The organism is SAR324 cluster bacterium, assembly GCA_015232315.1.
GTDB lineage: Bacteria > SAR324 > SAR324 > SAR324 > NAC60-12 > JADFZZ01.
Genome location: JADFZZ010000024.1, coordinates 74,751 through 82,266 on the forward strand (window position 1 = coordinate 74,751; position 7,516 = coordinate 82,266).

Annotated in this window: 8 protein-coding genes; 6 read left to right on the forward strand and 2 right to left on the reverse strand. The window is 40.4% G+C overall.

Annotated features, from left to right (window positions below; translation table 11 throughout):
• Positions 1-2: 2 nt before the first annotated feature.
• On the reverse strand, positions 3-446 hold the full coding sequence (locus tag HQM11_15080) for a biopolymer transporter ExbD (GenBank protein MBF0352354.1): 444 nt from the start codon (positions 444-446) through the stop codon (positions 3-5).
• Entirely contained in the window at positions 443-1,084 is a 642-nt protein-coding gene (locus tag HQM11_15085; GenBank protein ID MBF0352355.1) for a MotA/TolQ/ExbB proton channel family protein, read from the reverse strand. The genes HQM11_15080 and HQM11_15085 overlap by 4 nt, the downstream gene beginning before the upstream one ends.
• Positions 1,085-1,233: 149 nt before the next feature.
• On the opposite strand from HQM11_15085, the gene HQM11_15090 reads away from it, so the two are divergent.
• The 6 genes from HQM11_15090 to HQM11_15115 all read left to right on the forward strand — a co-directional run bounded on the left by HQM11_15090 (position 1,234) and on the right by HQM11_15115 (position 6,813).
• Entirely contained in the window at positions 1,234-4,443 is a 3,210-nt protein-coding gene (locus HQM11_15090; protein ID MBF0352356.1) for a SpoIIE family protein phosphatase, read from the forward strand.
• A 210-nt stretch (positions 4,444-4,653) separates the two neighbouring features.
• A complete protein-coding gene (locus tag HQM11_15095) occupies positions 4,654-4,899 on the forward strand; it encodes a transposase (protein ID MBF0352357.1) in 246 nt (81 codons plus the stop codon).
• 114 nt (positions 4,900-5,013) lie between these two features.
• Positions 5,014-5,328, forward strand: a complete 315-nt coding sequence (locus HQM11_15100) for a hypothetical protein (GenBank protein MBF0352358.1) — start codon at positions 5,014-5,016, stop codon at positions 5,326-5,328.
• 359 nt (positions 5,329-5,687) lie between these two features.
• Complete coding sequence (locus HQM11_15105) at positions 5,688-5,945, forward strand: transposase (protein MBF0352359.1); 258 nt, start codon at positions 5,688-5,690, stop codon at positions 5,943-5,945.
• A 180-nt stretch (positions 5,946-6,125) separates the two neighbouring features.
• Positions 6,126-6,485, forward strand: a complete 360-nt coding sequence (locus tag HQM11_15110) for a transposase (protein ID MBF0352360.1) — start codon at positions 6,126-6,128, stop codon at positions 6,483-6,485.
• Complete coding sequence (locus HQM11_15115) at positions 6,469-6,813, forward strand: transposase (protein MBF0352361.1); 345 nt, start codon at positions 6,469-6,471, stop codon at positions 6,811-6,813. The genes HQM11_15110 and HQM11_15115 overlap by 17 nt, the downstream gene beginning before the upstream one ends.
• Positions 6,814-7,516: the final 703 nt, after the last annotated feature.

A 7,516-nucleotide genomic window follows, 5' to 3' on the forward strand; every position in this document is an offset into this window, starting at 1 on the left:
GCTTAAGGTCTGGTTGGTTCGGTGACGCTTATTACCTGAACTTTGTCAATTTCAAGCGAGGCCATGAAATTCAACAGACTCAATAATCTATTGATTTCAATATTATTTTCTGGTGCGATCACATACTCACCTTCAGGCTTGGTTTTTCTGAATTCAATGATTGCCGTTTTTAAATCCTCAAATTTCGCAACTGGTTTTCCTGCTATAATCCAGTTGTCTGAAGCATGAATTTCTATCAGTAATGGTTCATCAAGAGTCGAAACAGGGGGTGCTCCCTCGGTTGTCTGAGGCAAATTTATTTCGGTATAAATATGGGTGATTCCTGCTGTTAAAATGAAAAAAATCAGCAAAATGAACATAACATCCAACAATGAAGTCAGATCAATGCTATTTTCCGGATCAGATTCCGGGGATGGCAAACCATGAAATGGCCTGGTTGAAATCATGAGCGAACTCCATGAGTCAGATGGTGATTCAATGCATTCAATTGCTCTGTTAAAAGTTGAATGATGCTGTTGATCCGCATATGAAACATTGAATAAGCGATCAACGAAGGAATAGCAATGATCAAACCCGCAGCGGTTGTGAGCATGGCTTGAGATATGCCATTTGCAATCAGTGCCGGACTCACTGGACCATGTGACGTTGCGATACTGTCAAAGGCCTGGATCATTCCCAGAATGGTTCCAAGTAGACCTAAAAGTGGTGCAATAGACGCCACAAGTTTCAACAATGGTAGATATCGAAGGAGTTCTCGTTGCAATTTCATCATCTTGATTGAAAGATAATGTTCGCGGTCTTCTTGATCCAGATGGCTTTTTTCGCAAAGTTCCATTAATAGGAAACCTGTTTTCCATTTTTTAAGATCAAAAGACACCATGCTATCGACAATTGATTCCATGGGGTGCTGTAGGATTTTTTCAACAACGTCATCAGGCACTCCTGAATAACGCATTAAAACATAGAAACGTTCTGAAATGATTGTGGTAACGATTACCGCGCAGGCAAGCAATGGCAAACCAACCAAACCCATTTGCTCAAGAAAACTCATGCTGTCCTCAAGGAAATATGTTTCAGCAAACATAAAAAAACATGCTTTACTTTCTACTCAAGAAACCAGTATTAAAAAAGAGAAATTTTTTTCCAGAATGCATTTTTTAATAAAATCGGAGTCATTTGTTGAAAATAAAAACTCTGTTAATGATTATTGCAGTGATATTATTGGGAAATAGTGTGCTTTCTGCTCAGGAAAGCGTCAAGCTTGTTCCTGGAAAAACCATGTATGCACTGGGTAAAAACCTGGTGTATATGGAGGATAAAGACAACAAGATTACTTTAGACACGCTCCAAACAGGTGGAGATTTACCTCCTTTTCAAAAATCTACTTCAGACACCTTGAGTGTTGGTTTCACAGATTCTTCCTATTGGCTACGTCTATTTATTAAAAACACCGATTCTTCACAAACATCATGGTATTTGGAGTTTGCGTATCCTCCCATGGACCATCTGGAGTTATATGTAATACAGAATAACCAGATTATTCGGAAATATATAAGTGGCGATTTATATGCTTTTGAGGAACGTCCCTATCCTCATCGGCACCATATTTTTCCAATCAATCTGCCGACTGACGCTGAAACAACCCTTTATATTCGTGCCAAAACAGAAAGCTCCATGCAGTTCCCCTTGATTCTCTGGTTACCAGAAGCCTTTGCCCGCAAAGACCACAAAGAACAATATGGGTTGGGATTGTATTATGGCATCATGTTTGTGATGTTGCTTTATAACCTGTTTATTTATGGGGCAACAAAGGATCGCAGTTACCTTTATTATGTGTTTTATGTTGGCGCTTATTCCCTGTTTCAAATGTCCCTCAATGGATTGGCCGCAGAATGGGTGTGGCCGAATTGGACATGGTGGAACAATCGAAGTATTCCATTTTGTATAGGGGGCGCATTCCTGGGATTAATTTTATTTTCACAATCATTCCTTCAGATTAAAAACTATGCACCAGGACTGAATAAAATCATGAACTTGCTTGGGCTTGGTTTTATCGGTGTGATGTTCATTTCACTGTTGGCAAGTTATGCTATCAGTATTCAAACAGCCGTTGTTCTTGTCATCATTTCCCCTTTTGTTTTAATCACAGCCGCTGTGATTTGCTGGAAAGCCGAATATTATCCGGCACGCTTTTATTTACTGGCATTTATTGCTCTGCTTTGTGGAATCGTTGCGACTGGAATGAGTGCGGAAGGATTGGTTCCTAGTAATTTTCTTACCAATTACGGAATCCAGATTGGGTCGGCCATGGAAGTGGTTTTGTTGTCCCTGGGATTGGCTGAACGTATCAATCAATTGAGGCGTGAAAGGTTTCATGCGCAACAGGAATTATTCAAGTCACAGAATGAAACACTGAACGCGCAGAATCAGGCAATGGAAAACCTGAAAAAAGCTGACAGATTGAAAGACGAGTTTCTGGCGAACACCTCTCATGAATTACGTACACCACTGAATGGAATGATTGGTCTTGCGGATGCTTTGCTTGATCAACTTCGTGGGCCGTTAACTCCTGAACAACAGCTTGATTTGGCCATGATTGTTCAAAGCGGGAAACGTCTTTCAAATTTGGTTAATGATATTCTTGATTTTTCCAAGATCCGAAATCAGGATCTTGAACTTCGTCTCACGCCATTGATGTTACCTAAAATTATTGACGAAGTTATTATGTTGTCACGACCATTGATTGGCAAAAAATCGATCACATTAACCAGTGATATTCCTGTAAATCTCCCACAGGTGATGGCTGATCGTAATCGATTGGAACAGATTCTTCATAATCTGGTAGGAAACGCTATCAAATTCACCAGGCAGGGATCTGTTTCAATAGAAGCAAAAACTGAAAATGAGAGAATCAGAATTCTTATTCGTGATACTGGTATTGGCATTCCTGAAAACAGGCGTGAAGGAATTTTTGAATCATTTGAACAGTCCGATGGTTCAATTGAACGAGAATTTGGTGGTACAGGATTAGGTTTATCCATCAGTAAATCACTTGCCGAATTGCATGGCAGCACCATTCATCTGGAAAGTGAGGTAGGTAAAGGTTCCGCATTTTCATTTACATTACCAATCGCAATGGACTCCTCCAGTGAATCAGTTGTTGAGGATAAATCAGGTAGTATAAAACCCTCATTAAATCTACAAAACAGTCAGATGCTCGAAATTGTAGATGATGTTGTAACACCAGATAAAAAAACAATATTGATGGTGGATGACGAACCTGTAAATCTACATGTGCTTCGAAATCATCTTAAATCAAGAGGATACAATACAATTTCAGCAGGTGACGGTTTATCAGCTTTGGAAAAAATCAAAATATCCAAACCGGATTTAGTGTTACTGGATGTGATGATGCCGAAAATGGGGGGGTATGACGTTTGTCAGAATATCAGAAAAATATATAATGAAATCTCGTTGCCTGTGATCATGTTGACTGCAAAAAATCAGGAACAGGATATCATTCAGGGGTTCAAGCACGGCGCGAATGATTACCTCACCAAGCCTTTTATGAAGGCTGAATTGTTGGTTCGGGTTGAAACGCATCTGAAATTTCAGGAAGCTGTTGCTGCACTTAAAAATTCTGAAAGACAGGCAATTGAATTAGCAACGGCTCGTACCGTTCAAGAATTATTGATTCCTCAAAAATTACCAGAATTAGAAGAAGTCGAAATTGCCAGTTTTTATCAGTCAGCCTCTGAAACTGGAGGAGACTGGTATCATTACAGATATTCACCTGAATCCAATTTGCTGGATGTTTTAATAGGTGATGTAACAGGACATGGGGCCGCTGCGGCTATCATCACTGGTATGGTTGATAGCGTTTATCAGTCGTTGGAAGAACATAAAAAAAATGTGATTAGCGGAGATCTGGGGTTTCAGATGCTGCATCCTTCATATTTACTGGAATTACTGAACAATGTCCTTCACACCACAACGGATGCCAAATATACACTTACTTTTGTTTATTCTGTTCTCGATTTGAAAAATAAAATTCTGATTTATACTTGTGCTGCACATAATCCATGCTACGTCTGGCGCCCAACCGGATTTGAAGGAAAACGTGGGAGTAATTCAAAAAATCCCTTTTTTGAACTCAGAGATTATTCTCATGCACTCGGTTTTCAACAGGGGAATACCTATAAAACACAGATGTTGGAACTTCAAACGGATGATGTGATTGTTTGGTACACGGATGGTCTGGTTGAAAATTATAATGAAAAAAAAGAAATGTTTGGTCAGGGTCGACTGCGTCGTCTCATTAAAGATTGTGAGGGACTCAATGCTGAAGAAATTAAGAACAGGATTGTAAATGAAGCGTTTAAGCACTTTGCCAATGTCCCGATTGAAGACGATGTAACATTGGTGGTGGCAAAAATCCGGTGAAGATTGATCTGGTCTACTGATTGATATTTATAACCGGTTAAATTATTCTAAAATATTATGTATAATTAAAAATTAATTTCAAAGATTAGTCCCTTCGTCCGAGCTTTTTGATCAGAAAAATTTTCACGACTATGCCCAAACAAAAATTGTTCAGGCTGTCTTGTCCTGATATAAGTTTACACATCCGATAAACTTAAAAGAGGACAGACCATGCAAAAAGCGATACGATTATCAACAAGTAAATATCACATCAGATACACAGAAGAATTTAAGCGTCAAATCCGCGATGAATATTTATCGGGTCAAAAGAGCAAATCAGAGTTAGCCCGAAACCATGGCATAGGAGGAGGTGCCTATCGAATCACCTTGTGGCTGCGTTCGATGAACGCTGAGAATCGGTCAACGTTTCTGAACCCTCTGGATCAGGAGGCGGAAATGAAGGAAGAATCCGAGTAACCGTTCAAGGGGGGGTGATTCATAAATTTGTATTTCAGACTAGCAAGTTTGATATTCTGTTCATAATCTACAGTCTGTCTATTAGTCCAGTAAACTCTTTGTGTTGATCCAACGATGGGATTGAATATATTTTCCAAAGCAAAGCAAATTTATCGAGAAATAGAGCAGATTCCTCAGCAATTGGAAACCATATCCACCTTGCTTCAAACGAATGAACAGTTATCTCGGCAAGTGGCCCTTCTGGAACAAGAGAATATCCAACTTCGTCAACAAATAGAGGCGCTGTCCTTATTAACAGCAACGCATGCTGCTCTACGCCAGCAAGTTGAGTCATTAACTGCGGAAAATAAAGAATTAAGGCAAAAGAACAAGGATTTAGAGGAAAAACTGCGAACCAATAGCGGGAACTCTTCCAAACCACCGTCGTAAGATCCGCATCGTTCTAAAAAACCGCTGAATCCCGGCAAAAAGAACAAGGTGGTTACCGCTGATTTTGGGCAAAATAAAAAACCATCCTCCGAAACGGAGAAACAAGACTCAGTTTGCGATCCCATTTCCAAAAAAATTGAGAATTGTTTTCCCTCAACCCTGTGTGAGTGTGGTGGTTGTGTTCAAATTGCGGCAAATTACCAGGCTCGTGATCAATTTGAAATTCCGGTGATCCAACCCCTTGTGACAGAATTCCGCATATTTTCTGGACGTTGCGATCAATGTGATCAATATCATGAAGGACATCACCCTGAAGGTATTCCCACGGGTGTCCTTGGCCTCAGTTGGTCTGGATTTCTGTGTTGACCGGGGTTTACAAGTTATCGAAGCGTGAAGTTCAGCGCGTCCTGGAAGATATGTTTCGGATTTCAATCAGCCTTGGCAGTGTTTCAAACGCTGAAAAAATTGTCAGTGAGGCCCTGAAAGCTCCCGTGGAAGAAGCTCAGGAAGCCATTCAACACGAGAAAGTGGTTCATTGTGATGAAACCTCACATAAGCAAAATGGAAAGAAGCAATGGCTGTGGATCGCAGTTGGAGCCGTCTTTAGTGCAACCTGAAAACCCATGTCCTCTGGACATGGTCATGGTTCCAAGGCTCTGCCCGGAACCGGATGAATTCAAGAAAATGGATTCTGGGCACGATCCCATCGAATTTAAAGAAGGGATGGTGTCTGTTCTGAATCATCGGGGTTCCAAGGATAGGAGTGATGACAAGAACTATGGAAAAAACGTTGCTTAGTGTTAAGGCTAACCCCAGTATGTCAAGCCCTCTGGGCTTATCCCAAACCCACCCGTTCCACGGGTGGATTCTTTAGTGTGTTCCTGATCCGATCTTCCCGGGCTGCCAGTGTCGCTCAGGAAATACTGGGATTGGCCTTTAAGGGAATTCTCGTTTCAGATCGTTATTCCGCTTACACTTGGGTCGATGCCATGAAACGTCAGTTGTGTTGGGCGCACCTGATTCGAGATATTTTGAAAATCTCTCAAAGAGGGGGCGCCGATGAGAAGATTGGCGCGGATCTTCTTTGGCAAATCAAGCGCATGTTTCAATGGTGGCACAGACTTCGAAAGGGCAATATCAGTGGAACAAGGAAGTGAAAAAACAAGGAGAACCTGTCTCAACATTCTCAACATCAAAGAAGCTTTATGGACTTTTGTGGAACAGGAAGGGGTCGAACCCACAAATAATATCGCGGAACGGTTTTTGAGACCCTATGTTTTATGGCGAAAAAAGTCCTTTGGAACTCAGTCTGAGCGGGGTAACCGCTTTGTTGAGCGAATGATGACCGTCAGTATGTCCTGTCGACAGCAATCTCTGCCTGTGATTCCGTTCATTACTCAGGCATTAACAGCTCATTTTGGATCAAAAAACTATCCTTCATTGATTCCTCAAAACGATGATATTGCCATAAAAATGGCCTCATAGTTTCCCCCCCTTGAACGGTTACGATTTTAGTGCGATTGCCCTGTTGGCTGTCACTAATTTTACTTCCAGGACTGTGTGAGAATAAGCCACCTTTTCAGGTTTTAAAACCAGATTATCTCTGATTTGTTTTTGATAAAGATCTTTGATCTGATCCCCTGTTTTCTTTTTAAAAACCTGAAAGAACGCAGCTTCACTTTCAAAAGAACGCCCCGCGAGCTCTTTCAATGATGATAAATTATATGTTTGATAATGTATGCTATCAAACATATAGAAATTTTACACGAGTGTTGTGTTTTGCCTTCCTTCAGGCTTGGAAAGAAGTATCTTTGATGTTGTAGAAACGGTAAGTGGCTGAAATCATTAGATTCAATAAAATTACCGGTTTTTAAATAACCACAATGATTTCAATATGCTATCCAAAACACAACACTCAATAATTTTACATATACCGGAAATTTTAAATACCGTTTATGCCATGATTATGGCAAGGGAAAAACGCACCCCTGTGGCAGTCGAAAAACGCACCCCCTCCGTGAGAAAGAATTTGTAGTTTTGTTTATAATTTTTGAAAAATTTCGAGCTGTGCAGGTGATTTGAATATGTTGTAGAACAGGAATACACTGGATTTTGCGTTATTTTCCCCCAAAAAGAACCTTTTGATGCGAGAATCCTATGTCCAATTATGAAATCAAGATCCAGATAG

What these genes read in the sequence shown, in the direction of transcription:
- HQM11_15080 (MBF0352354.1), bottom strand. Translation starts at nt 446, where the DNA reads ATGATTTCAACCAGGCCATTTCATGGTTTGCCATCCCCGGAATCTGAT.
- HQM11_15085 (MBF0352355.1), bottom strand. Translation starts at nt 1,084, where the DNA reads ATGTTTGCTGAAACATATTTCCTTGAGGACAGCATGAGTTTTCTTGAG.
- HQM11_15095 (MBF0352357.1), top strand. Translation starts at nt 4,654, where the DNA reads ATGCAAAAAGCGATACGATTATCAACAAGTAAATATCACATCAGATAC.
- HQM11_15100 (MBF0352358.1), top strand. Translation starts at nt 5,014, where the DNA reads ATGGGATTGAATATATTTTCCAAAGCAAAGCAAATTTATCGAGAAATA.